The sequence below is a fragment of the Solirhodobacter sp. genome (assembly GCF_964715405.1).
On record NZ_CBAICG010000006.1, the window covers coordinates 89,639 to 111,345 of the forward strand.

A 21,707-nucleotide genomic window follows, 5' to 3' on the forward strand; every position below is an offset into this window, starting at 1 on the left:
CCGGGGCACCAAGGGAGGCCAGATGATCAGACGATTCGGCGAACCGGTCGAAACCGGACGGCGCTACCGGCGACGACCCGGCGTTTATGCCATCCTGCGCGACGGCGACGCTGTTCTGGTGACGCACCAGGCCGCGCCGATCCCGGAATTCCAGCTGCCCGGTGGCGGCATCGACCCGAGAGAGCAGCCGATTCGCGCGCTGCATCGCGAGGTGATCGAAGAGACCGGCTGGCGCATTGCGGTGGAGCGGCGGTTGGGGGCCTTCCGCCGCTTCACCTACATGCCCGAATACGACTTCTGGGCCGAAAAGCTCTGCACGGTCTACCTTGCCCGTCCGGTCCTCCGGCTCGGGCCGCCATCGGAGGCGGGGCACACGGCCGTGTGGATGACGCTGCAAGCCGCGGCCCTCGAACTGGGAAACGCGGGCGACCGGGCGTTCCTGCGCGGGCTCCTCTAGCCCGCTAGCGGACCGCGTTCGAGCAGGACGGCCGAAACGTCGTCCGCAAAATCGGGCGTGCCGGCGAAGCCGTGAAGGCCGCGGACGATGCTGTTGAGAAAGGCCATGCCGCCCACCCCCGCGTTCGCGATGGCAAGTTCCGCGATTCCCGCTTCGCCAAGCTGGGCGCCCTGCGCATCCATGCATTCGGTCATGCCATCCGACATCAGCAAGAGCCGGTCACCGGGCGCGAGCGACAGGGTCACACGGTCATAGCGCGCTCCGGGGATCAAGCCGACCGGCAGACCACCCGTCCCAATGAACTCCACCGTGCCGTTCGCCCGCTGCACCGCGGGGTGGGGGTGTCCGGCCTGCACGAGCGCCGTATCGCCGGTCTGCAAGTCCACGTCGGCGTAAAGCAGCGTCAGGTATTGTTCCGTCTGGATGTCGTCGAGCAGCAGACGGTTCAGCGCCTCGGCCACCTGTTCCGGCGGGCGACCGTCGCGCTGGCCGCCGGGCCCCATGACCAACGCGATGTTCTGTTCGGGTGCGGCCCCCGACAGCACGCCCGCCAGCCGTGCCGTCATGATCGCCGAGGCGACGCCATGCCCGGAGACGTCGATGGCAAACAGGCCGACGCGCCGGTCGTTGATCGGGAAGACGCCGACCAGATCGCCGCCAACATGGCCGCTGGGCTGCAGGAGCAGGGAGACCTGCGCCCGGCCGAAGTCGTGGTGGCGCACCGGCACCAGCGACTGCTGCAGCTTGCGCGCCTCGATCAGGTCGCGATCAAGCGAATCATAGAGCTTTCGCATCTCGGCAAGGGTGGCGCCGATCATGTGGTTCTTTTGGGTCAGCTCCCGCTCCATCCGCAGGATTCGTTCGCCGGCGGTGATGCGGGCGTGAAGTTCCTCGGAATCGACCGGCTTGGCGAGGAAATCGTCGGCACCGGCATCCAGTCCGCGCGCGGCCTCGCCCTTTTCGGAGCGCGATGTCAGAAGGATGAAATAGCCATAGCCGTCACGCGGAAGGGCGCGGAAGGCGGCGCAGAATTCCAGCCCCGACATGCCGGGCATCATCCAGTCGCTGAGCACGAAGTCGAATCGGTTCAGGCGGCAAAGCGCCAGCGCGTCCTCGCCCGAGCCCGCCTCCATCACGTGATAGCCGCGCCGCAGGAGTGACGCAGTGAGGATTTTCCGCTGCGCCCGGCTGTCATCAACCACCAGCACGTTGCGGGGCGCCACCGGAGAGCGGGTGAGCATCGGATCGTAGGTCTTCAGCACGGCAATGTTCAATTCCCCGACCCTTCCACAGTACCGGCTAAGGATTCGCCCAAAGCCCTTAAGCCCGGATGAATGCTAAACTTGCGTTTATTCATGCCCGAGGCCGTTACCGGCCGTTAAGTGAAACAGCCGCAAGGTTGCTGCGGGTGCGGGGCGGTCTTGGGCAAAACGGGGATCGCGATGATCGATTGGGACAGGGTTGACTGTCTGCGCGCCGAAATCGGCGAGGCGGATTTTGGAGAGGTCGTCGACCTCTTCCTCGAAGAGGTGGAGGAGGTGCTTGGCCGCCTGTCCACCCATGCGCGGCCACGGCAGTTGGAGGCCGATCTGCACTTCCTGAAAGGAAGCGCGCTGAACCTTGGCTTTGCCGACCTTGCCGCGCTCTGCCAGGTCGAGGAGCGGCGGGCGGAGGCGGGCACACCGATCGACCGGGCCCCGGTCGCAGCGCTTTACGCGGCGTCGCGGCAGGCGTTTCTGGCCCGTTTGCGGCCTTCAGGGCGACGCGGACAGGCCGCCTAGATCAGGAATTCCGCCAGGGTCTCGTCGCCCGTGATGTCGCGATAGACGAACCCGGCGGCATCCAGCCGACCGAACAGACGCGCAAAATTGTCAGCATGGCCGGTTTCGATCCCGATCAGAACCGAGCCGAAATTGCGTGCCGATTTCTTGAGGTATTCGAAGCGGGCGATGTCATCTTCGGGGCTCAGCATCTCGAGGAAGTCACGCAGGGCCCCGGGGCGCTGAGGCAGGCGAAGGATGAAGTATTTCTTCAGGCCCGAATAGCGCTGTGCCCGTTCCTTCACCTCCGGAAGCCGCTCGAAATCGAAGTTGCCGCCCGAGGTGATGCAGACCACCGTCTTGCCCGCAAGCTGGGCGCCAAGTTCCGGCAGCACATCAACCGACAGCGCGCCGGCGGGTTCCAGCACGATGCCCTCGACGTTGAGCATTTCGAGCATGGTCACGCAGATGCGGTCTTCGGGCGCCAGAAGGACTTTCGCCGGGTCGATCCCGCGCAGCCGGTCGAAGGGACGCTCGCCGATCCGCGCCACTGCGGCACCGTCGACGAAACTGTTCACCCTGGGCAGCGTTACGGGCTGCCCGGCCGACAGTGCCGCCGTCAGGCTGGCGCCACCCAGCGGCTCGACAAAGCGGAAATCGGTGGCGGGCGCGGTTTCGCCCAGATAGCCCGTGACCCCGGCCGACAAGCCGCCGCCGCCGACGGGAAGGATCACCAGATCGGGCGCGCGACCAAGCTGGGCGAGCAGTTCCACCGCCACCGAGGCCTGGCCCTCGATCACGTCGGGATCATCGAAGGGCGACAGGAAATGGCCGCCGACGCTGGCACAATAGGCCTGCGCCGAAGCCAGCGACTGGTCGAAATAATCGCCGATCAACCGGATATCGATGCTGTCACCGCCAAAGGTCCGCGTCTTCTCGATCTTCTGCTGCGGCGTTGTCACCGGCATGAAGATCGTGCCCTTCACCCCGAAGTGGCGGCAGGCGTAGGCCACGCCCTGCGCATGGTTGCCCGCACTGGCGCAGACGAATTGCCGCTGCCCCGGATCGCGGGCCAGAACCTTGCGCATCGCGTTCACGGCGCCGCGGATCTTGTAACTGCGCACCGGGCTCAGGTCTTCCCGCTTCAGCAGGATCTCGGCCCCATAGCGCTGCGACAGGTGGTCGTTGCGCTGCAGGGGCGTCGCGTGAAACAGCGCGCGCAGCGCCTCGGTGGCGGCCTCGGCGGCCCTGGTGAATTCGGTCATGCGAAAGAACTCGCCCGGCAGCGCCCGAAACGCAAGCGTCAAGCGGCGCGGCATTCTTGCCCTCGGGGGGGAAACGGGATAATCGCGCGCAGTCGCCCTGAAATGCTGGAGGTTTCGATGTCCGCGCCGAAGAAAGTGGTGCTTGCCTATTCCGGGGGGCTCGATACCTCGATCATCCTCAAGTGGCTGCAGACCGAATACGGCTGCGAGGTGGTGACCTTCACCGCCGACCTCGGCCAGGGCGAAGAGCTTGACCCGGCGCGGGAAAAGGCGATCCTTCTGGGTATCAAGCCGGAAAACATCCACATCGTCGATGTGCGCGAGGAGTTCGTGCGCGACTTCGTGTTCCCGATGTTCCGCGCCAATGCGCTTTACGAGGGGCTCTATCTGCTGGGCACCTCGATCGCGCGCCCGCTGATTTCCAAGCATCTGGTGCGGATCGCCGAGGAAACCGGGGCCGATGCCGTAGCGCATGGCGCAACCGGCAAGGGCAACGATCAGGTCCGGTTCGAGCTGTCGGCCTATGCGCTGAACCCGGCTATCCGGGTGATCGCGCCCTGGCGCGAATGGGATCTGACCAGCCGCACGAGGTTGCTGGAATTCGCCGAGGCGAACCAGATCCCGATCTCCAAGGACAAGCGTGGCGAGGCGCCCTTCTCGGTCGATGCGAACCTGCTGCACACCTCGTCCGAGGGCAAGGCGCTGGAAAACCCGGGCAATGAGGCGCCCGATTATGTGTATCAGCGCACCGTGGACCCCGAGAAGGCGCCCGACACGCCCGAGATGGTGGAGGTTACCTTCGAAAAGGGCGACGCGGTGGCGATCAACGGCGACCGGTTGAGCCCGGCCACGATTCTCACCCGGCTGAACGAACTCGGTGGCAAGCATGGCGTGGGGCGGCTTGATCTGGTCGAGAACCGCTTCGTCGGCATGAAGTCGCGCGGGGTCTATGAGACTCCGGGCGGCACGATCCTGCTGGAGGCGCACCGGGGCATCGAGCAGATCACCCTCGATTCGGGCGCGGGGCATCTGAAGGATTCGATTATGCCGCGCTATGCCGAACTGATCTACAACGGGTTCTGGTTCTCGCCCGAGCGCGAAATGTTGCAGGCGCTGATCGACAAATCGCAGGAACATGTGACCGGCACGGTGCGCGTGAAGCTTTACAAGGGGCTGGCCCGCACGGTGGCGCGCTGGTCGGAGCACTCGCTTTACTCCGAGAAGCATGTGACCTTCGAGGAGGACGCGGGCGCCTACGACCAGAAGGATGCGGCGGGGTTCATCAAGTTGAACGCGCTGCGGCTGAAGCTGATCGCCACGCGGAATGCGCGGTTCAAGTAGGGCATCTATTCTGCGAAGGTTCTCGGAAGGGATCGGCCGCGGTCGGCCCCTTTTCCCTGCAAGCTGTGCGCCCTCAGTCGCTCGTAGAAGGGCAGCGCCTCGGCCGCGAGCGCCGCAAAGGCCGGGGACAGGTCCGGCAACGGCTCCTCCGCCCCCTCGAACCCGGTCGAGCCATGCACCGCGCCATACCAGTGCGAGGCCCAGATGCCGTCGTAGGGCTTCGGCCCGGCGGGCCAGGACAGCATCGCCGGGTCGAACGCGATCCTCAGCGCGGCGCAAAGCCGACCCAGCGCCCCGGCCGGATCGGCGCGGATATCGGCGCTGTCGATCACCAGCGGGGCACGGCCGGACCAGCCCGCCACCTCGTCGAACAGGTCCGCCTGCTGGACAAAACCGATGTCCACCAGCGTCGGCGCCTCGCGTTTTTTCGCATAGCTCGCCACAACGCGCGCCGGGTGGCGGATCAGGAAGACATTCTCGCACGCCCGCATGAAGGACCGCTCGAACCCGCGGATCATGTGGAGCGTCATGTGTTTTTGGTAAAACAGGCTCTTTCCCTGCGGAATCGGCCCTGCACAGTCGGCAGCCACCCGACCCGGATCGGCCTCGCCCGCCGCGATTACCGCATGGCGCATCGGGTGGTCGATGCCGGTCGCCGCCAGATAGGCGGCGTAGAACGGTTCATCCCACACAGCGCAATCGGCCCGCTGCGCGAAGGCATACATCATCGCCGTGGACAGGTTCCGGGGGCCGGACCACATGGCAATACGCATCAGGCGCACTCCACCGCGATCAGCGCCTTGTAGAGGCTCCGAAGCCGCTCCGTCACCGGCCCGACTTCGCCCGTGCCGATCACCCGCCCGTCGATCACCCCGACCGCCGTCTGCGCACCGAAGGTGCCGGTCAGGAACGCCTCGTCGGCGCCATAGGTTTCGACCAGTGAGAAGTTCCGCTCAAAGACCGGGATGTCGTTCGCGCGGCAGAGGTCGATGACCTTCTGGCGCGTGATCCCGTTCATGCAGTAATCACCGGTCGAGGTCCAAACCTGCCCTTTTCGGACGATGAAGAAGTTGCAGGCGTTGGTCGTGTTCACGAAACCATGCACGTCAAGCATCAATGCCTCGTCCGCCCCGGCCTTTTCGGCGGCGATGCAGGCAAGGATGCAGTTCAGCTTGGAGTGGCTGTTGAGTTTGGGATCCTGGCTCATCGGCAGGCCACGAATCTGCGGAACGGTCGCCAGCCGGATCGGACGCCGGAGTTTCGGCATCGAGTGTTCGAGAATGATCACGATGGTCGGGCCCGAGCGTGACAGTGATGGGTGCTGGAACGGCCGGTGCTTCACCCCGCGCGTGACCATCAGGCGGGCGTGGGCGTCATGCTCCATCCCGTTGGCGAGTCTCAGGTCGTCCAGCGCCTGCGCGATCTCGGCCTTGCTGCGGCCGATATCAAGGTCGATGGCCTTGGCGGCCTCAAAAAGCCGGTCGAGGTGCTCATCGAGGAAGGCAAAACGGCCGTGGTAGAGGCGCAACCCCTCCCACACGCCATCACCCAGCATGAATCCGCTGTCATAGACACTGATCAGTGCCTCGGCCTTCGGCACGATGCGACCATTGACGTGGATCAGGATCGCGTCGTTGCGAGCATCTTCCTCGGCTTGGTGGGTCGTCACATGGGTCATGCTGTTGCCTTAGGGTTGGGTGGCAAGGAAAGCCTCGACTTCGGCGCGGGTCGGCATTGCCTCGGCCGCGCCGGGGCGGGTCACTTGCAGTGCGGCGGCCCCGGCGGCAAAACGCATCGCGGCGGCGCGCGGCTCGTTCCGGTCGAGCGCTGCCGCGAGCGAGCCGATGAAGCAATCGCCCGCGCCCGTGGTGTCGACCGGCGTCACCGGGAAGGAGGGTTGGAAAATCGTCTCTGCGCCGGCCGAAATCCATTCCGCCCCGCGCGAGCCCTTGGTGACGATGACGCCCTCGACTGGCAACGCCTCAAGCCGCTGGCCCAGTGCTGCAACCAGCGACGCCGCCTCCCCTTCGTTCATCACCAGAAGGCTGACATGGGCGAGCACGGCCTGCACGGCCGCAACGCTGAACGGTGCCGCGGAGTAGATCACGCGCAATCCGCGCGCAGCCGCCGCGGTTGCCGTTTCCGCCTGAAGGTTGGTCTCGTTTTGCAGCAAGACCGTATCTGCAGTGGTCGAAAGAGTCATCGCGCCGCTGACTTGCGCCGGGGTCAAGGCCGCGTTCGCCCCGGCGTGGATGACGATCGCATTCTCGGCCTGCGGATCGACGTTGATGATCGCATGGCCCGTGGCAGCCGCGACTTCAGCCACATGCGCCAGATCGACGCCGAAAGCCTTGAGTTTGCGAAGCGCCCAGCCGCCCTCGGCCCCCACCGCGCCGATGTGACAGACCCGTGCCCCGGCGCGCGCAGCCGCAACCGACTGGTTGGCGCCTTTGCCGCCAAGGCCCGTCGCATAACTCAGCGCCGCCAGCGTTTCGCCCGGCATGGGCAGATGCGGCACGCGGTAGATGTGGTCGATGTTGATCGACCCCAGATTCCAGATTGCCATCACACCCCCCTGTCGTGTCGCAGGTGTAGCGCGTTGGGCAGCCGCCTCGCAACAGTTGCTGATTTCGCGCTTTCCCGCGCAGGGGTGGTTTTGTAGGGTCGGGCCTTGTCCGGGGGGTGGATTTGGCCGAGAACGATGCAAACGTGACGCCGATGATGGCGCAGTTTCTGGCGACGAAGGCGCAATACCCCGACGCGCTCTTGTTCTATCGGATGGGCGATTTCTACGAGATGTTCTTTGACGATGCCGTCGCGGCGTCCGAGGCGCTGGATATCGCCCTGACCAAGCGCGGCAAGCATCTGGGCGAAGATATCGCCATGTGCGGCGTGCCGGTCTTCGCCGCCGAAGGCTATCTGCTGACGCTGATCCGCAAGGGTTTTCGCGTCGCCGTCGCCGAGCAGATGGAAGACCCGGCCGAAGCCAAGAAGCGCGGATCGAAATCGGTCGTGCGGCGCGAGGTCGTCCGACTGGTCACCCCCGGCACGCTGACCGAGGAGAGCCTGCTCGAGGCGCGGCGGCACAACTATCTGGCGGCCTTCGCCGAAGTGCGGGATGAGGCGGCATTGGCATGGGTGGATGTCTCGACCGGCGAGGTAATGGTGGCGCCCTGCCCGCTGGTGCGGCTGGGGCCGGAACTGGCCCGCCTTTCTCCGCGCGAAGTGCTGGTCAGTGAGGTGCGCGAACACGATCTGGCCGAACTGGTGTCTGATTCGGGAGCGGCGATAACGCCTTTGGCGCGGGCGAGTCTGGACAGCGCAGGGGCGGAAAAGCGGCTATGCGCGCTGTGGCAGGTGGCTAGCCTTGATGCCTTTGGCGGTTTCGGGCGGGCGGAACTGGCGGCGCTGGGTGGCCTGGTGGCCTATCTGGAGCTGACCCAGCGCGGCAAGCTACCCCTATTGCGCCCGCCAGTGAAGGACGCCGCACAGGGCCGCGTCCAGATTGATGCGGCAACCCGGCGCAATCTCGAGATCACCGCGACCCTTTCTGGCGAGCGCGAGGGGTCGCTTCTGGCGGCTGTGGATCGAACGCTGACGGCGGCGGGCGGACGGTTGCTGGAGCGTCGGCTCGGTGCGCCGTCGCGCGATCTGTCGGAGATTCACCGCAGGCAGGCCGCGGTGCGATTTCTGCTGGAACAGAGACCATTGGCGGGCGCCCTGCGGGACGATCTGCGCCACGTTCCCGACATTGACCGCGCGCTGTCGCGCATCGCGCTCGACCGGGGCGGCCCGCGCGATCTGGCGGCAATCCGCAACGGGCTGGGTCAGGCCGCACGGATTGCCGGGCGACTGGCGGGGTCGGAGGCTGCGCTTCTGACCGAAGCAGCGCGGGCTCTGGTCGGACACGAGCGGCTTATCGGCCTGCTCGAGGCGGCGCTGGTCGCCGAACCGCCCCTGCTGGCTCGCGATGGCGGCTTCATCGCATCGGGGTATGACACAGAACTGGACGAGACTCGGGCCCTTCGCGACGAGGGGCGCGGGGTGATTGCGCGGATGCAGGCCGAGTATGCCGGCGAAACCGGGGTTCTAGGCCTCAAGATCAAGCACAACAACGTGCTGGGGTACTTCATCGAGACGACCGCCACTCACGCCGAACGGATGCTGGCACCCCCCCTGTCGGCGCGCTTCATCCACCGCCAGACCACCGCCAATCAGGTCCGCTTCACCACGCTGGAACTGAGCGAGATGGAAACCCGTATCCTGAATGCAGGGGCCCATGCGCTGGATATTGAAAAGCGGCTCCATGACGGCCTGAAGGGCTCCATTCTGGACGTGGCGCCCGCCATCGCCGAGGCCGCGCGCGGGTTGGCCGAGATCGACCTGGCGGCGGCACTCGCCGATCTTGCTGCCGCCGAGGACTGGGTGGAGCCCAGGGTGGACGACAGCCACGCCTTCCACGTGATCGGCGGTCGCCATCCGGTGGTGGAACGGGCGCTGCGGCGTCAGGGCGGAGCGCCCTTTGTGGCCAACGATTGCGCGCTGACGGAGGGCGGCACACCTGCGATCTGGCTGCTGACCGGGCCGAACATGGCGGGGAAATCGACCTTTCTGCGCCAGAATGCGCTGATCGCCCTGTTGGCGCAGGCGGGCAGCTATGTCCCTGCCCTCTCCGCCCATGTCGGCCTTGTCAGCCAGATCTTCAGCCGGGTTGGCGCGGCCGATGATCTTGCTCGGGGGCGATCAACCTTCATGGTCGAGATGGTCGAGACGGCGGCGATCCTGAACCAGGCCGACGACCGCGCGCTGGTGATCCTCGACGAGATCGGCCGCGGGACGGCGACCTATGACGGCCTCTCCATCGCCTGGGCGACGCTGGAACACCTCCATGACGTGAACCGTTGCCGGGCCCTTTTCGCCACGCATTACCATGAGATGACGACGCTCGCCGGGCGGCTGGCGGGGGTGGAGAACGCCACCGTGACGGTGCGCGAGTGGCAGGGCGACGTGATCTTCCTGCATGAGGTGCGCAAGGGCGCGGCCGACCGTTCCTATGGCGTGCAGGTGGCACGGCTGGCCGGGCTGCCGGAGTCGGTGGTCGCCCGGGCGCGCGTGGTGCTGGAGGCGCTGGAAAAGGGTGAACGCGAGGGCGGCACCCGTCGACGGGCGCTGATAGAGGATCTGCCGCTCTTCGCCGCCTCGGCGTCCACGCCGCGCGCGCCCTCTGTGACCAAGCTGTCGGTGGTCGAGGCGCGGCTGTCAGCCATCCACCCCGACGACCTCACACCGATGGAGGCGCTGCGCCTGATCTACGACCTGCGCGGCCTCCTGACGCCAAACATATGAGCCTGGCGCCCTAACCTTTCGGTCCTCAAGTATCCCGGCCCCTCGGCTCAGCCGCCGGTGTTCGACGACACGCCCACCTGTGCCGGCCTCAGCAGGCGATCGTGCAGGCGGAAGCCGGCGCCCATAACTTCGACGATCGTGCCCGCCTTGGTCCCGGGCAGCGGGGCCTCGAACATCGCCTGATGTTCCTTCGGGTCGAAGGCATCGCCCGCTGCGGGGCGGATGATCTCGATCCCGTGCTTGGCGAAGACGTTCTGCAACTCGCGCAGCGTCAGCGACACACCGTCCAGCAGCGGGCCCGACACCGCCTTCTGCTCGTCCGTGGCATGGTCGAGCGCGCGGCTGAGGCTGTCGTAGACCGGCAGCATGTCGCGGGCGAATTTCGAGCCGCCATACTGTTCGGCCTCGCGGCGGTCACGCTCTGCCCGCTTGCGTGAATTCTCCATATCCGCCAGCGCGCGCATGAAGCGGTCGCGCAGGTCGTCACGCTCGGCGCGCAGCTTCTCCAGCTCTTCGGCGTCGATGTATTCGATGCCCTCGTCATGCATCCCGGCCATCGCGGCGGTGGTGTCTTCGGTCTTCGCTTCGTCTGCCATTCTCTATCCCTTGCCGGGGTCGGACAGGAGCCGCCCCACCAATTGCGCCGTGTAGTCAACGATCGGCACGATGCGGCCATAGTTCAGCCGTGTCGGCCCGATCACCCCCACAGCACCGATGATCTTACGGTCAGCGTTCATATAGGGAGAGACCACCAGAGAGGAACCCGAAAGTGAGAAAAGCTTGTTCTCCGAACCGATAAAAATGCGCACACCCTCACCCTCTTCGGCCAGTTCCAGGAACTGCGCGATGTCGCGCTTGCGCTCCAGGTCGTCGAACAGGTTGCGGATGCGGTCAAGATCGGCGACTTCGGTGGCGTCGTCGATCAGGTTCGCGCGGCCGCGGACGATCAGCCGCTCCTGCGGGCTTCCGCCGCCATCCCAGACGGCAAGGCCGCTTTCGACCAAGGCCGCGGCCAGCACGTCGATCTCTTGTCGGCGGGCGACGATTTCCGATTTCATCGTGTGGCGCAGCTCGGCCAGCGTGCGCCCCTCCGCCAGCGCGTTCACGAAATTCGCCGCCTCGCGCATCGACGAGGGCGTCTGGCCGGGCGGCGGCGTGAACACCCGGTTTTCGACGTGCCCGTTGGCGAACACCAGAACCACCAGCGCCCGGTCCGGGGCAAGGCTGACGAATTCGATATGGCGGATCGGTGCCTCGCGTTTCGGCGCCAACACGAGGCTGGCGCCGTGGGTGATGCCGGACAGTGCGGCGCCGACGCGGGACAGCAAGCCGCCCACATCACGCTCGGCCCCACCGGCCGTCGCGTCGATCTTCTCGCGGTCGTCATCGGTGACGACACCAACCTCCAGCAACCCGTCAACGAACATCCGCAGGCCAAGCTGCGTCGGCACTCGCCCGGCCGACACATGCGGACTGTCGAGCAGGCCGAGAAACTCGAGATCCTGCATCACGTTGCGAATTGTGGCGGCGCTGACCTTTTCGTTCATGGTTCGGGTCAGGCTGCGCGATCCCACCGGCCCGCCAGAGGTCAGGTAAGACTCCACCACGCGGCGAAACACCTCGCGCGAGCGGTCATTCATTTCGGCGAGAATCCGCGATCCCTCGTTCATACCACCTGATGTCCTGGACGTCGGGCCATTAAAGCCCCGCTGGCCGGGCCGTCAATCGGGGTTGCATCCCCTCCCGGCACACGGGTATTTGACGGCGTGCATCGAAAGGAGCCCTTCATGCGGCCATCCGGCAGACAGATAAGCGAACTGCGGCGGATTTCAATCGAGACGGGGGCAACCAAGCACGCGGAAGGATCCTGCCTGATCAAGGTCGGCGACACGCATGTGCTGTGCACCGCGACGATCGAGGACAGGCCGCCACCGTTTCTGAAGAACACCGGTCTTGGCTGGGTGACGGCGGAATACGGGATGCTGCCGCGCGCCACCACGACGCGCAACCGGCGTGAGGCTGCGGCGGGAAAACAATCCGGAAGAACACAGGAAATTCAACGTCTTATCGGTCGCGCGTTGCGGGCCGGGGTGGATCGCTCTGCCTTGGGCGAGCGCCAGATCACGATCGACTGCGACGTGTTGCAGGCCGATGGCGGCACCCGCTGCGCCGCGATCACCGGCGGCTGGGTCGCGTTGCGGCTGGCGGTGAACAAGCTGATGAAAGCCGGTATCGTCACCTCTGACCCGATGCTGGATCACGTCGCCGCGGTCTCTTGCGGCATTTATGGCGGGCAGGCGGTGCTGGACCTCGACTATGCCGAAGACAGCGAGGCCGGGACCGATGGCAATTTCGTGCTGACTGGTGCCGGGCGGCTGATCGAAGTTCAGATGTCGGCCGAAGGCGCGACATTCTCGCGCAGCGAGATGGGCCAGCTTCTTGACCTGGCCGAACAAGGTATATCTTCCCTGGTGGCAGCTCAGAGGGCAGCGTTGTGACGCGACGTTTTGACGGGGCAAAGCTGGTTCTTGCCTCCCACAATTCGGGAAAGCTCGAGGAAATCCGGTTGCTGCTGGCGCCGTTTCCGGTGGCGGTGATCTCGGCCAAGGAACTGGGCCTGCCGGTGCCGGAAGAAACCGAATCCACCTTCGCGGGCAATGCCACACTCAAGGCGCTGGCCGCCGCGAAGGCAACTGGGCTTCCCGCGCTGGCCGACGACAGCGGGCTGGAGGTCGAGGCGTTGCGTGGCGCGCCGGGTGTGCATACCGCCGATTGGGCCGAGACCCCTGCGGGCCGTGATTTCGTGCTGGCGATGACCAAGGTCTGGGAGCGGCTGGAGGCGACGAGGGCCGCCTTCCCGCGCCGGGCCAAGTTCTGTTCGACCCTCGCCCTTGCCTGGCCCGACGGGCATGTCGAGGTGTTCGCAGGCCAGATCGCCGGGCAGATCGTCTGGCCGATGCGCGGTGGCGTCGGTCACGGGTACGACCCGATTTTCCGCCCGGAGGGTTTCAATCAGACCTTCGGTGAAATGCCCCCGGCGCAGAAGAATGCCATCAGCCACCGCGCGGTGGCGTTCAAGAAACTGGTCGAAGGATGCTTCAAATGACGCGGCGACTGATCTCTTCGGGCTCACCCTTCGAGGCGACGATGGGTTATTCGCGCGCTGTGGCGCAGGGGGATTGGTGCTTTGTCTCGGGCACCACCGGCTATGACTACGCCACGATGACGATGCCCGACGATGTGGCCGCGCAGACCCGCAACTGTTTCGCCACGATTCGGGACGTGCTCGAAGGCGCGGGCTTCGCGATGGCCGATATCGTGCGTGTGCAATACACCATCACCGATGCCGCCCTGGTCGACGCGATTCTGCCCGCGCTGAGTCAGGCGCTGGCCGACATTCGCCCCGCCGCGACGATGGTCGTAGCTGGCCTGATCCGGCCCGAAATGAAGATCGAGGTCGAAGTGACGGCCTTCAAGGGCTGATATGGAAGACTGGCGGCACGGCGGCTTCGGGCTTTACCTGCACTGGCCGTTCTGCGCTTCGAAATGCCCCTACTGTGATTTCAACAGCCATGTCGCCGCTGAAATCGACCAATCCCGCTGGCAGAGAGCCTATCTGAGCGAGATTTCCCGCGTCGGCGCGCTGACTCCGGGCCGGGTTCTGAACACCATCTTTTTCGGCGGCGGCACCCCAAGCCTGATGGCGCCGGAGGTGGTCGCGGCGATCCTCGACAGGGTGCGCAACACCTGGCCCTGCGCCAATGACCTTGAGGTGACGCTGGAGGCCAACCCCGGATCGGTCGAGGCCGGGCGGTTCCGCGGCTATCGCGACGCGGGCGTCACCCGGCTGTCGATGGGGTTGCAGGCGATGAACGACGCCGATCTGAAGCGGCTCGGGCGATTGCACACGGCGGCCGAGGCGCGCGCGGCCTTCGACATCGCGCGGGCGACCTTCGACCGGGTGAGTTTCGATCTGATCTATGCTCGGCAGGACCAGACGCTGGCTGGCTGGCGCGCCGAACTGTCAGAGGCGCTGAGTCGGGCGGTGGATCACCTCTCGCTCTACCAGTTGACCGTGGAAGACGGCACCGCATTCGGCGCCCGTCACGCTGCTGGCAGCCTGCGCGGCTTGCCGGATGACGACCTGGGGGCTGACCTCTACGAACTCACGCAAGAGATGTGCGATGCCGCGGGGATGCCGGGCTACGAGGTCTCCAACCACGCCCGGCCAGGATCGGAATCGCGGCACAACCTGATCTATTGGCGCGCGGGGGATTATGTCGGCATCGGTCCCGGCGCGCATGGGCGGTTGACGCTGGACGGCCAGCGGTTCGCGACGGATACGCCAAAGGGGCCGACGGTCTGGCTGACTCAAGTCGAAAAGACGGGGTCGGGGGACCGGGACGCAAGCGCCCTGCCCCTGGCGGATCAGGCGGCCGAGTATCTCATGATGAGCCTGCGGCTGGCCGAAGGCAGTGACCTCGATCGCTTTGTCGCGCTCGGTGGAAGCGTAAAGCCGTTTGTGATCAAAGATTTGGCCGGTCTTGGCCTGGTTGAGCACCAAGCCGACCGACTGCGTGCAACCGCCGCAGGCCGGATCGTGCTGAACGGCGTCCTGCGCGAACTGCTTGCCGGGTGACTCAGCGCGCCCGCCGCAGGGGGCTCACGGTCAGCGCCCGGCACAGTTCGTCCAGCGCCTCCAGCGACGGGTAACCAATCACCAACTGGCCGCCATCGGCCCCGGCGCGGTGATCGATCGTGACCCGCATCCCCAGATTTGCCGATAGATCCTGCTCCAGCGCGCGGGTATCCGCGTCTTTCTCGGCGATACGCGGGCGCGGGGTGCCTGCGCCCACCCTGGGCCCGCCGGACGCCTTCGCCAGGGCTTCGGTCTGGCGCACGGACAGACCCTCTGCCAGCACTTTTCGTGCCAACTCCACCGGGTGGTCGGTCGTGATCAGCGCCCGCGCATGGCCGGCGCTCAGCGCGCCGGATCGGACATGGCCCAGCACCTCATCCGGCAGTTGCAGCAGCCGCAACAGGTTGGCGATGTGGCTGCGGCTTTTCCCCAACCCCTCGGCCAGCTTTTCCTGCGTATGGCCAAAGCGTTCCATCAACTGGCGATAAGCCGTCGCTTCTTCCACCGGATTGAGGTCCGAGCGCTGGATGTTTTCGATGATCGCGACTTCCAGAACCTCGGTATCGGTCAGGTTCCGCACCAGCACCGGCACTTCGTGCAACTGCGCCAGTTGCGCCGCGCGCCAGCGGCGTTCCCCCGCCACGATCTCGAAGCTGCCGGGTTGAGCGGGATCCTCGCGCACGATCAGCGGCTGAAGAATCCCCCGGGTCTGGATCGAGGATGCCAGTTCCCGCAGCGCCTCGGCCGGAAAGTCACGGCGAGGCTGATTCGGGTTCGCGTGGACCTTCTCCACCGGCACCATCAGGTCAGGCCGACGCGGGGCTGCCGGCTCGGCCTGCGCAGGGGCGACATCGGCCATCAGGGCGGAAAGACCCCGCCCCAGTCCCCGCCGCTCAATCCTCTTCTCAGACATCTGCGTCTCCTCAGGCGGCGGTCTTGTGCCGCTCGATCATTTCGTCCGCCAGGTCACGGTAGGCAACGCTGCCGCGCGACTGAGCGTCATAGCTCAGAACCGGCATGGCGTAGGACGGTGCCTCGCCGACGCGGACATTGCGCGGCACGATGGTGCGGAACATCAGGTCACCCAGATTCTCGCGCGCGTCGGCCGCGACCTGAAGCGACAAGTTGTTGCGCCCGTCATACATCGTCAGCACGACGCCCTCGATCCGCAGCGTGGGGTTGGCGCTCTGCCGAACCTCGCGAATTGTCAGCATAAGTTGCGACAGCCCCTCCAGCGCAAAGAACTCGCTTTGCAGCGGCACCAGAACCGAATGCGCAGCGACCATCGCATTCACCGTCAGCAGGCTGAGCGAGGGCGGGCAATCGATCAGGATGTAATCAAGGCGAAGGCGGTCCACGGCTGGCTGGCGCAGCGCATCATGCAACAGGAAACTGCGCTTTTCGTTGGAGACAAGCTCGATATCGGCCGACGAGAGGTCGGTCGTCGCGGGGCAGATCCAGAGATTCGGCACGCTTGTGGGAATAACCACCTCTTCCAGTGGCGCGTCGTCAAGGATCAGGTCGTAAGTCGTCATCCCGCGATTTGCCGACAGAATGCCCAGCCCGGTCGAGGCGTTACCCTGCGGATCGAGGTCAACGAGCAGCACCCTCAACCCCTTTTCGGCCAACGCGGCGCCAAGGTTGATGGCGGTCGTGGTCTTGCCCACCCCGCCTTTCTGGTTGGCAATGGCGATGATTCGCGGGGCGATCGGACGCGTCGGATCAAGCATGGGCGATGTCTCCGATAGACAGGATGACGCCCGCGGCGTCGGTCTTGCTGGGATAGGTGTGAACGTCGAACGACCAGTGCGCAAGGGCCTCCGCGAGCTCCCGCGGGTAGGACGCGCCCTTCAGGAACAGCGCGCGACCACCCGGCGCAAGATGCCGCGCCGCAAAGCCAAGCAAATCGGTCAGCGGCGCAAGGGCGCGGGCCGAAATCACATCCGCGTCGGCCGACGCAAGCTTTTCGATGCGGTCTGCCTTCACCGTCACCGACAGCCCGAGATCATGCGCCGCCGTCGCAAGGAACGCGGCTTTCCGTGAATCGCTTTCAATAAGTGTGACCCTGAGGTCAGGGGCCGCCTCGGCCGCCAGCACTGCGACCACGAGGCCGGGAAACCCGCCGCCGCTGCCAAGGTCGACCCAAGAGCGCGCGCCCTCGGGGCAAAGCTCGAAAACCTGCGCCGAGTCGAGAAAATGACGGGTCCACAGATCGGCCAGGGAGGCGCGCGAGACAAGATTTATCGCCGGATTCCACTTTTCAAGCAGCGCCGCATAACGTTCCAGCCGGGCCAATGTTTCACGTGAAACATCCAGCCCGACGCCGATCGCTTGCGCGCGCGGCGCCGTCATCCCGCCACTCGCTGGCGCGCATCCTGACGCAAGCGCGCCAGAATTAGCGTGATCGCGGCGGGCGTCATCCCCTCGACTCGCGCCGCATGTGCCAGCGTCAGCGGCTGCGCGCGCGCAAGCTTCAGCTTCAGCTCGTTGGACAGGCTCGACAGGCCGGAATAATCGAACCCTTCGGGGATCGGCTGGCTTTCGTCGCGCCGCATCGCGTCGACATCCATCTGCTGACGCTCGATGTAGACGGCATAAAGCGCCTCGCGCTCGAGCTGCTCGCGGGTCTCGGTGTCGATATCGGCCAACTTCGGGTCGAATCGCTCCAGCTCGCCAAAGCCGATCCCGATATGGGCGAGCAACTCAAGCCCGTTGCGCCGCGCGCCGTCCTGATTGATCGCGACGCCCCCTTCGGCCAACTCGCGCGGCGTAAGGCTCACCTCTGCAAGCAGATGACGCCCCGCTCCAAGCCGCTCCATCTTGGCGCCGAACGCCCGCCGCCGATTCTCGCCTATGCAGCCGAGATCAAGCCCGACCGGGGTCAACCGCTGATCCGCATTGTCCGCCCGCAGCGAGAGACGAAACTCGGCGCGCGACGTGAACATGCGGTACGGCTCGGTGACGCCACGCGTCACCAGATCATCGATCATCACGCCAATGTAGCTTTCGGACCGGCCGAACAGCACGACCCCCCTGTCCAGCGCCTGAAGTGCGGCATTAAGCCCGGCCACAAGGCCTTGCGCCGCCGCCTCTTCATATCCCGTGGTGCCGTTGATCTGGCCGGCCAGAAACAAGCCCGGCGCCGCCTTCACCTCCAGCGTCGGGCGCAGCGCACGCGGGTCGACGTAGTCATATTCAATGGCATACCCGGGCTGCAGGATCCGCGCCTTCTCCAGCCCCAAGATCGAATGGACGTAGTCTTCCTGCACGTCGGCCGGAAGCGACGTCGAGATTCCGTTCGGGTAGACCGTCGGGTCGTCAAGCCCCTCGGGCTCCAGAAACACCTGGTGCGACGCCTTGTCGGCGAAGCGCACCACCTTATCCTCGATCGACGGGCAATAGCGCGGCCCGACCCCTTCGATATGGCCGCCATACATCGCTGAGCGCCCGAGGTTCTGCCGAATGATCTCGTGCGTCCTCTCGTTCGTATGGGTGATGCCGCAGGCAATCTGGCGGGCCTCCGGCGCGCGGTTGAGGAAAGAGAACATGACCGGATCGTCATCGCCCGGCTGGCTTTCCAGCGCGTCCCAGCGAATCGTTCGGCCATCAAGCCGGGGTGGCGTGCCGGTCTTCAGGCGACCCACCGGCAGGCCCATCGCCGTGATGCGCTCGGCCAGCGGCACCGAAGGGCGATCGCCCAACCGGCCTCCCGGGCGGCGCACGTCCCCGATATGGATGACCCCGCGCAGGAATGTGCCGGTGGTCAGGACCACGGCAAGGGCCGCGATCTCGCTGCCGTCCGCCAGGATCACCCCGGCGACGCGTGGGCCCTCCATGCGCAGATCCGACGCCTCGCCCTCGATCACAACCAGATTCGGCCGCGCGCCCGTTTCTTCAACCATGGCGCTGCGATAGCGTTTGCGGTCCGCTTGCGCGCGAGGGCCCTGAACCGCCGGGCCCTTGCGCCGGTTCAGCAACCGGAACTGGATCCCCGCTCGGTCCGCAACACGGCCCATCAGCCCATCCATCGCGTCGATCTCACGCACCAGATGGCCCTTCCCGAGGCCGCCGATCGCCGGATTGCAGGACATTATGCCAAGGTTGTCACGGCTGAGCGTCACCAGTGCGGTGCGCGCGCCCATCCGCGCAGCGGCGTGAGCGGCCTCCGCCCCCGCATGTCCGCCACCAACCACGACCACGTCAAAATGTTTCACGTGAAACACTCCTCATTTCCCGATGCAGAAACTCGTGAAGATTTCCGCCAAGAGATGCTCGACATCGACACGGCCCACCAATGAATCAAGGGCGCGAATTGCCCGGCGCATATCTTCGGCGGCAAGTTCCGCCCGGTTCGGCCCCTGCAATACCTCAAGGCGCGCTGATTCCATAGCCCCGACGGCCCGCAAAACCGCCAGCCTGTGGCGTTCGCGCGTAATCGTCTGGGCGCCCGTCACGCGGGCACCAAGGATCCCGGCGATGCGTTGCACCAGTTCGCCGATACCCTGTCCGGTCTTGCCCGACACGCGCAGGCCCGAACCCAGCCGAAGGTCGGCCTTGCCCTGCACGATCAGGTCATCCGAATCGGGTGCCAATTCCTCCGGCAAGCCCGCGTCGTCGCAGAGAAAGACCCGCAGATCGGCCCGCCGCGCCCGCTCCACCGCGCGGGCAACGCCGAGGCTCTCGACCAAGTCCACGGTCGCCCGCAGCCCGGCCGTATCGAGAATGGTCACCGGCAAGCCGTCAAGGTCCATCCGCACCTCGATCACGTCGCGCGTCGTGCCGGCAACTTCCGACGTGATCGCTGCCTCGCGCCCCGCAAGTGCATTCAGCAGCGTGGATTTTCCGGCATTCGGCCGCCCGACGATGGCAACCTCGAAGCCGTCGCGAATACGTTCAGCCACGACCGCGCCCTCAGCCTCGGCGCGCAACTCGGCGGTGACGCCGTCGATCAGCGCGAGCACCTCGGGCGTCACATCCACCGGAACGTCCTCGTCCGCGAAGTCGATCGTGGCTTCCAGCAGCGCGGCTGCGCGGATCAGGTCGCGTCGCCACCCCTCGGCCCGCACACCGACCGCCCCGGACAGCACCCGCTGCGCCTGTCGTCGCTGCGCCTCGGTTTCCGCGTCGATGAGGTCAGCCAGCCCCTCGACCTGGGCAAGGTCGAGCCGCCCATTCTCCAGCGCGCGGCGGGTGAACTCTCCCGGCTCCGCCATGCGCAGGCCGGGCTGCGCGGCCAGTTCCCGCAGCACGGCGGCAACGACGGCCGTGCTACCGTGCAGGTGCAGTTCCACGACAGCCTCGCCCGTGAAGCTCCCGCCTGGCGGGAACGTCAGCACCAGCGCGTCATCCAGCACATCGCCCGCCGAATTCCGCACCCGACGCAGCGCGGCATGCCGAGGCTCAGGCAACGATCCGGCGAGCGCCTCGGCCGCCGCAAACGACATCGGGCCGGAAATGCGCACAACCGCGACCCCGGCCTTGCCGCGCGCGGTGGCGAGGGCAAAGATCGTGTCCACTTACTTAACCTGTTGTTTCACAACAACATATCAGGAGTTCATCGAGTCGAAGAACTCGCTGTTCGTCTTCGTCTGCTTCAGCTTCGAGATCAGGAATTCGATCGCATCCGTGGTGCCCATCGGGTTCAGGATCCGACGCAGGACATACATCTTTTGAAGGTCGGACTTCTCGATCAGCAGTTCTTCCTTCCGCGTGCCCGACTTCAGAATATCCATTGCCGGGAACACGCGCTTGTCGGCGACCTTGCGATCCAGCACAATCTCGCTGTTGCCGGTGCCCTTGAACTCTTCGAAGATCACCTCGTCCATCCGGCTGCCGGTGTCGATCAGCGCAGTCGCGATGATGGTCAGCGAGCCGCCTTCCTCGATGTTCCGTGCGGCACCGAAAAAGCGCTTCGGCCGTTGCAGGGCGTTGGCATCCACACCGCCGGTCAGCACCTTGCCCGACGATGGCACCACGGTGTTGAAGGCACGGCCAAGGCGCGTGATCGAGTCAAGCAGGATCACCACGTCACGCTTGTGTTCGACCAGCCGCTTGGCCTTCTCGATCACCATTTCAGCGACCGCAACGTGCCGCGTCGCGGGCTCGTCGAAGGTCGAGGACACAACCTCGCCCTTCACGCTCCGCTGCATGTCGGTAACTTCCTCCGGGCGCTCGTCGATCAGCAGAACGATCAGGTAGCATTCCGGGTGGTTCGTCGCGATCGAATGGGCGATGTTCTGCAACAGCACCGTCTTGCCGGTGCGCGGCGGCGCCACGATCAGACCGCGCTGGCCCTTCCCGATCGGCGCGACGAGGTCGATGATGCGGGCGGAGCGGTCCTTGAGGGTCGGATCCTCAATCTCCATCTTGAACCGTTCGTCGGGGTATAGCGGCGTGAGGTTGTCGAAGTGAACCTTGTGCCGTGCCCGCTCCGGATCGTCGAAGTTGATCCGGGTGACGTCGGTCATGCAGAAATACCGCTCGTTCTCGCGCGGCGCCTGGATCACGCCTTCGATGGTATCGCCGGTGCGCAGGCTGAACTGGCGCAGGATGTCGGGCGAGACGTAGATGTCGTCCGGGCCCGGCAGATAGTTCGCGGACGGCGAGCGCAGAAAGCCAAAGCCGTCCTGCAACACTTCCAGCACACCATCGCCGGAGATCTCCCAGCCCTCCTCGGCGCGTTCCCGCAAAATCTGGAACATCATCTCGCCCTTGCGCATCGAAGGGGCGTTTTCGATCTCCAGCTCTTCCGCCATCGCCAGCAAATCGGCGGGGCTGTGAGCCTTGAGGTCGGCGAGGTTGAGAGTCTCTTTCATGGGATAACCAGCAAATCGGGCAGACCGCGCGGGGCGGTCGCAGGGGGAATGAATGGGAAACACTGCAGGCCGGACGGCCCCGTT

The 21,707-nt window shown here is 65.7% G+C and carries 21 protein-coding genes; 8 read left to right on the forward strand and 13 right to left on the reverse strand.

Features of this window, described 5'->3' with window-relative positions; genetic code table 11:
- Window positions 1-22 precede the first annotated feature (22 nt).
- The gene (locus AC11WY_RS04110; RefSeq protein ID WP_482922821.1) at window positions 23-457 is read left to right on the forward strand and encodes an NUDIX hydrolase; all 435 of its coding nucleotides are present in this window, start codon (window positions 23-25) and stop codon (window positions 455-457) included.
- Here AC11WY_RS04110 and AC11WY_RS04115 read toward each other — a convergent pair.
- Entirely contained in the window at window positions 454-1,731 is a 1,278-nt protein-coding gene (locus AC11WY_RS04115; RefSeq protein WP_482922823.1) for a PP2C family protein-serine/threonine phosphatase, read from the reverse strand. The genes AC11WY_RS04110 and AC11WY_RS04115 overlap by 4 nt on opposite strands.
- A gap of 168 nt (window positions 1,732-1,899) precedes the next feature.
- On the opposite strand from AC11WY_RS04115, the gene AC11WY_RS04120 reads away from it, so the two are divergent.
- Window positions 1,900-2,238: an Hpt domain-containing protein gene (locus AC11WY_RS04120; protein ID WP_482922825.1), complete on the forward strand. Its 339-nt coding sequence runs from the start codon at window positions 1,900-1,902 to the stop codon at window positions 2,236-2,238.
- On the opposite strand, the gene ilvA is transcribed toward AC11WY_RS04120, so the two are convergent.
- A complete protein-coding gene (gene ilvA, locus AC11WY_RS04125) occupies window positions 2,235-3,482 on the reverse strand; it encodes a threonine ammonia-lyase IlvA (RefSeq protein WP_482922913.1) in 1,248 nt (415 codons plus the stop codon). The genes AC11WY_RS04120 and ilvA overlap by 4 nt on opposite strands.
- A gap of 117 nt (window positions 3,483-3,599) precedes the next feature.
- Between ilvA and AC11WY_RS04130 the strand changes: the two genes are divergently transcribed.
- Window positions 3,600-4,823, forward strand: a complete 1,224-nt coding sequence (locus tag AC11WY_RS04130) for an argininosuccinate synthase (protein WP_482922827.1) — start codon at window positions 3,600-3,602, stop codon at window positions 4,821-4,823.
- A 5-nt stretch (window positions 4,824-4,828) separates the two neighbouring features.
- Here AC11WY_RS04130 and AC11WY_RS04135 read toward each other — a convergent pair whose 3' ends face one another.
- From AC11WY_RS04135 to AC11WY_RS04145, 3 genes are read right to left on the reverse strand one after another with little or no spacing between them, the layout of a single operon-like run.
- A complete protein-coding gene (locus tag AC11WY_RS04135; RefSeq protein ID WP_482922829.1) occupies window positions 4,829-5,596 on the reverse strand; it encodes a sulfotransferase-like domain-containing protein in 768 nt (255 codons plus the stop codon).
- Window positions 5,596-6,501, reverse strand: coding sequence for a D-amino acid aminotransferase (locus AC11WY_RS04140; RefSeq protein WP_482922831.1), 906 nt, complete (start codon window positions 6,499-6,501; stop codon window positions 5,596-5,598). Before AC11WY_RS04140 ends, AC11WY_RS04135 begins: the two co-directional genes overlap by 1 nt.
- A gap of 9 nt (window positions 6,502-6,510) precedes the next feature.
- On the reverse strand, window positions 6,511-7,389 hold the full coding sequence (locus AC11WY_RS04145) for a ribokinase (protein WP_482922833.1): 879 nt from the start codon (window positions 7,387-7,389) through the stop codon (window positions 6,511-6,513).
- Between the two features lie 152 nt (window positions 7,390-7,541).
- Between AC11WY_RS04145 and mutS the strand changes: the two genes are divergently transcribed.
- Window positions 7,542-10,169, forward strand: a complete 2,628-nt coding sequence (gene mutS / locus AC11WY_RS04150; RefSeq protein WP_482922915.1) for a DNA mismatch repair protein MutS — start codon at window positions 7,542-7,544, stop codon at window positions 10,167-10,169.
- A 47-nt stretch (window positions 10,170-10,216) separates the two neighbouring features.
- Here the strand turns inward: mutS and AC11WY_RS04155 are convergent, their stop codons facing one another.
- Both AC11WY_RS04155 and hrcA read right to left on the reverse strand, forming a co-directional pair.
- The gene (locus tag AC11WY_RS04155) at window positions 10,217-10,765 is read right to left on the reverse strand and encodes a nucleotide exchange factor GrpE (protein WP_482922835.1); all 549 of its coding nucleotides are present in this window, start codon (window positions 10,763-10,765) and stop codon (window positions 10,217-10,219) included.
- A 3-nt stretch (window positions 10,766-10,768) separates the two neighbouring features.
- A complete protein-coding gene (gene hrcA, locus AC11WY_RS04160; RefSeq protein ID WP_482922837.1) occupies window positions 10,769-11,839 on the reverse strand; it encodes a heat-inducible transcriptional repressor HrcA in 1,071 nt (356 codons plus the stop codon).
- Between the two features lie 117 nt (window positions 11,840-11,956).
- Between hrcA and rph the strand changes: the two genes are divergently transcribed.
- From rph to hemW, 4 genes are read left to right on the forward strand one after another with little or no spacing between them, the layout of a single operon-like run.
- Window positions 11,957-12,667: a ribonuclease PH gene (gene rph, locus AC11WY_RS04165; protein WP_482922839.1), complete on the forward strand. Its 711-nt coding sequence runs from the start codon at window positions 11,957-11,959 to the stop codon at window positions 12,665-12,667.
- Window positions 12,664-13,275 carry an RdgB/HAM1 family non-canonical purine NTP pyrophosphatase gene (gene rdgB / locus AC11WY_RS04170; RefSeq protein WP_482922841.1) on the forward strand — a complete coding sequence of 204 codons (612 nt, stop codon included), beginning with the start codon at window positions 12,664-12,666 and terminating at the stop codon, window positions 13,273-13,275. The genes rph and rdgB overlap by 4 nt, the downstream gene beginning before the upstream one ends.
- A complete protein-coding gene (locus AC11WY_RS04175; protein ID WP_482922843.1) occupies window positions 13,272-13,652 on the forward strand; it encodes a RidA family protein in 381 nt (126 codons plus the stop codon). The genes rdgB and AC11WY_RS04175 overlap by 4 nt, the downstream gene beginning before the upstream one ends.
- 1 nt (window position 13,653) lies before the next feature.
- Entirely contained in the window at window positions 13,654-14,808 is a 1,155-nt protein-coding gene (hemW, locus tag AC11WY_RS04180) for a radical SAM family heme chaperone HemW (RefSeq protein WP_482922845.1), read from the forward strand.
- A gap of 1 nt (window position 14,809) precedes the next feature.
- Here hemW and AC11WY_RS04185 read toward each other — a convergent pair whose 3' ends face one another.
- Genes AC11WY_RS04185 through rho form a run of 6 tightly spaced genes read right to left on the reverse strand, consistent with a single transcriptional unit; the run spans window position 14,810 to window position 21,623 of the window.
- Window positions 14,810-15,721, reverse strand: a complete 912-nt coding sequence (locus AC11WY_RS04185; RefSeq protein WP_482922847.1) for a ParB/RepB/Spo0J family partition protein — start codon at window positions 15,719-15,721, stop codon at window positions 14,810-14,812.
- Window positions 15,722-15,731: 10 nt separating this feature from the next.
- Window positions 15,732-16,538, reverse strand: a complete 807-nt coding sequence (locus AC11WY_RS04190; RefSeq protein ID WP_482922849.1) for a ParA family protein — start codon at window positions 16,536-16,538, stop codon at window positions 15,732-15,734.
- Window positions 16,531-17,160, reverse strand: a complete 630-nt coding sequence (rsmG, locus tag AC11WY_RS04195) for a 16S rRNA (guanine(527)-N(7))-methyltransferase RsmG (RefSeq protein ID WP_482922851.1) — start codon at window positions 17,158-17,160, stop codon at window positions 16,531-16,533. The genes AC11WY_RS04190 and rsmG overlap by 8 nt, the downstream gene beginning before the upstream one ends.
- Complete coding sequence (mnmG, locus tag AC11WY_RS04200) at window positions 17,157-19,031, reverse strand: tRNA uridine-5-carboxymethylaminomethyl(34) synthesis enzyme MnmG (RefSeq protein ID WP_482922853.1); 1,875 nt, start codon at window positions 19,029-19,031, stop codon at window positions 17,157-17,159. Before mnmG ends, rsmG begins: the two co-directional genes overlap by 4 nt.
- A gap of 3 nt (window positions 19,032-19,034) precedes the next feature.
- A complete protein-coding gene (gene mnmE / locus AC11WY_RS04205) occupies window positions 19,035-20,324 on the reverse strand; it encodes a tRNA uridine-5-carboxymethylaminomethyl(34) synthesis GTPase MnmE (protein ID WP_482922855.1) in 1,290 nt (429 codons plus the stop codon).
- Window positions 20,325-20,354: 30 nt separating this feature from the next.
- Entirely contained in the window at window positions 20,355-21,623 is a 1,269-nt protein-coding gene (gene rho, locus AC11WY_RS04210) for a transcription termination factor Rho (protein WP_482922857.1), read from the reverse strand.
- Window positions 21,624-21,707: the final 84 nt, after the last annotated feature.

Excerpts from the sequence above, each read along its gene's own strand:
- hrcA (WP_482922837.1), bottom strand. The coding sequence starts at position 11,839 with ATGAACGAGGGATCGCGGATTCTCGCCGAAATGAATGACCGCTCGCGC.
- AC11WY_RS04140 (WP_482922831.1), bottom strand. The coding sequence starts at position 6,501 with ATGACCCATGTGACGACCCACCAAGCCGAGGAAGATGCTCGCAACGAC.
- ilvA (WP_482922913.1), bottom strand. The coding sequence starts at position 3,482 with ATGACCGAATTCACCAGGGCCGCCGAGGCCGCCACCGAGGCGCTGCGC.
- AC11WY_RS04190 (WP_482922849.1), bottom strand. The coding sequence starts at position 16,538 with ATGCTTGATCCGACGCGTCCGATCGCCCCGCGAATCATCGCCATTGCC.
- AC11WY_RS04145 (WP_482922833.1), bottom strand. The coding sequence starts at position 7,389 with ATGGCAATCTGGAATCTGGGGTCGATCAACATCGACCACATCTACCGC.
- rsmG (WP_482922851.1), bottom strand. The coding sequence starts at position 17,160 with ATGACGGCGCCGCGCGCGCAAGCGATCGGCGTCGGGCTGGATGTTTCA.
- hemW (WP_482922845.1), top strand. The coding sequence starts at position 13,654 with ATGGAAGACTGGCGGCACGGCGGCTTCGGGCTTTACCTGCACTGGCCG.
- rho (WP_482922857.1), bottom strand. The coding sequence starts at position 21,623 with ATGAAAGAGACTCTCAACCTCGCCGACCTCAAGGCTCACAGCCCCGCC.
- AC11WY_RS04120 (WP_482922825.1), top strand. The coding sequence starts at position 1,900 with ATGATCGATTGGGACAGGGTTGACTGTCTGCGCGCCGAAATCGGCGAG.
- AC11WY_RS04135 (WP_482922829.1), bottom strand. The coding sequence starts at position 5,596 with ATGCGTATTGCCATGTGGTCCGGCCCCCGGAACCTGTCCACGGCGATG.
- AC11WY_RS04175 (WP_482922843.1), top strand. The coding sequence starts at position 13,272 with ATGACGCGGCGACTGATCTCTTCGGGCTCACCCTTCGAGGCGACGATG.
- AC11WY_RS04185 (WP_482922847.1), bottom strand. The coding sequence starts at position 15,721 with ATGTCTGAGAAGAGGATTGAGCGGCGGGGACTGGGGCGGGGTCTTTCC.
- AC11WY_RS04110 (WP_482922821.1), top strand. The coding sequence starts at position 23 with ATGATCAGACGATTCGGCGAACCGGTCGAAACCGGACGGCGCTACCGG.
- rph (WP_482922839.1), top strand. The coding sequence starts at position 11,957 with ATGCGGCCATCCGGCAGACAGATAAGCGAACTGCGGCGGATTTCAATC.
- mutS (WP_482922915.1), top strand. The coding sequence starts at position 7,542 with ATGATGGCGCAGTTTCTGGCGACGAAGGCGCAATACCCCGACGCGCTC.
- AC11WY_RS04155 (WP_482922835.1), bottom strand. The coding sequence starts at position 10,765 with ATGGCAGACGAAGCGAAGACCGAAGACACCACCGCCGCGATGGCCGGG.
- AC11WY_RS04130 (WP_482922827.1), top strand. The coding sequence starts at position 3,600 with ATGTCCGCGCCGAAGAAAGTGGTGCTTGCCTATTCCGGGGGGCTCGAT.